The 1636-nt window shown below is 64.7% G+C and carries 1 protein-coding gene and 1 pseudogene; both read right to left on the bottom strand.

What is annotated here, in order from left to right; genetic code table 11:
• Positions 1-241: 241 nt before the first annotated feature.
• Positions 242-1066 (bottom strand): hypothetical protein, encoded by an 825-nt coding sequence (locus tag AUR66_RS03635; protein ID WP_197409668.1) that lies wholly within the window; start codon positions 1064-1066, stop codon positions 242-244.
• Positions 1063-1636: pseudogene (locus AUR66_RS21720) on the bottom strand (tubulin/FtsZ family protein); the annotation flags it as partial. The gene AUR66_RS03635 and the pseudogene AUR66_RS21720, both read right to left, overlap by 4 nt.

Raw genomic sequence — 1636 nt, 5'->3', positions numbered from 1 at the left:
GGAACGTTGTGACGAGTGTCAAGTGCGACCAGAGAGATTTGAACCCGACGAGTCGCAGCACCCGAGCGAAGCGAGGGTGACCGTCTCGGCCCGGTTCATATCTCGTCCCCGCAGTCGCTTCTGTGAACAAACGTGAGCGGAGTGAGTGGAGTTCAACTCTCGTCCCTCGCTGACCTCGCTCGTCACCTCACGTTGTCGTCGACGATTCGAAAAACCCGAGGAGTGAACGCGCTGTCCGCGTTCAGCGGTACAGCTTCGACCCTGCGCCCTCTGCGTGCGGCGACGGACGTGGGGTCCGAACACGGTTCACGAGCGTGACGAGTCCACCGAGCGACCAACCGACTGGAACCGCGAGGGCGAACCACATGCCGACGTACGCCAGGCCCTGCAACTCGAACGACGCGCGGATGAACGCGGCGATGCCAGCGAAGTCGAGGACGTTGTTCAGCAACCAGATTGCGAGTGACGTCGAACTCGGGAAGACGACCGACGCGAGCGTCGGCGAGTAGAGTGAAGCGACGACGGGTGGGAGAAAGAGTGCAGTGACCCCGAAGGGGTAGGCGAGTGCGACCGTCGTCAGTCGTCCCGTTCGGCCGGAGAAAAACAGTGCGAGGACGGCGGAGACGGTTGCGACGACGCCCGCCACCGCGACGGCGACGAACCCCTCGAATGCGATTGGTGAGAGGTACGTCGCCGCGGTCAGGCCTCCCCAGACGAGAAGCGAGACAGCCGTGACGCCGACGAACCCGAGGCCCGCCGTGATACGGTCGATTCGGTGCGCGTAGTACCGCGTCGCCAGACCAAGGACGAAGACAGGGTACACGAGAACGAGGGACAGTACGCCGAGTGCGGCCCAGAGACGGTGCCCTACGGCCTCACCCGTACTCTCGGGTTCCCAGTTCTCGATGACCGAGTGGTCTCCCTCGTACTCGCGCGAGAAGACGAGTTTCATCCACGACGCGTGCAACGAGAACAGGTCGACACGCATGGCGGTGGCCGTGTTCGCGACTCGACTCGGAAGCCACGTCGGCGCGTCTTGCCAGTCGTCGTCCATCGGGGTGTTCATCGAGAGTCCACCGTCTCTGTGGCCGTCTCGTCCGCCGTCTCTGTGGCCGTCTCGTCTGCCGACTCGTCGGCGTCCAGCGCCTGCTGGTGTTCGACTGCCGCCTCCTGAATCTCGTCGATTCGAGCCACGTCGGTCACGTTCGAGAAGAGGACGACGGCCGTGAGACTCGTCGCTCGGTCGTGCGGTTCGTCGCCCGCCATCACGTCCACGATGTCTGCCTCTCGTTCGAGCCAGTAGCGCCCGCCTTCGAACCCCTTCCGTGAGAGGGTCTCCGGCGGCCCCGACAGGACGACGAGTGCCCGGTCGGCGCTCGTGATTTCACACGGCAGCGTGAGTTTCGAGCGAGCAGCCTCGCGGACGAGGGTGTTGATTTTGGCCGCGGCGGTTCCGGCGTCTTCGTCGTCCACCTCTGTGAGCGGTGCAGACGCCCACGCGCCGCCGGGCATCCACGAGTAGCGGTTCGACAACGACCGGACGAGTGAGCGAATACCACCGCCCTGCGGCAACTCGACCGAAGCGAACCCGATAGACGACAGGCCGCCGGTATCGAGCGTCCGCATGATGTCGCTC

The sequence above is a fragment of the Haloferax profundi genome (genome assembly GCF_001469865.1).
GTDB classification, from domain to species: Archaea; Halobacteriota; Halobacteria; order Halobacteriales; family Haloferacaceae; genus Haloferax; species Haloferax profundi.
The sequence above is the reverse complement of the archived record's forward strand: the minus strand, read 5'-3'. Positions and strand labels throughout refer to the sequence as shown.

Excerpts from the sequence above, each read along its gene's own strand:
- AUR66_RS03635 (WP_197409668.1), bottom strand. The coding sequence starts at position 1,066 with ATGAACACCCCGATGGACGACGACTGGCAAGACGCGCCGACGTGGCTT.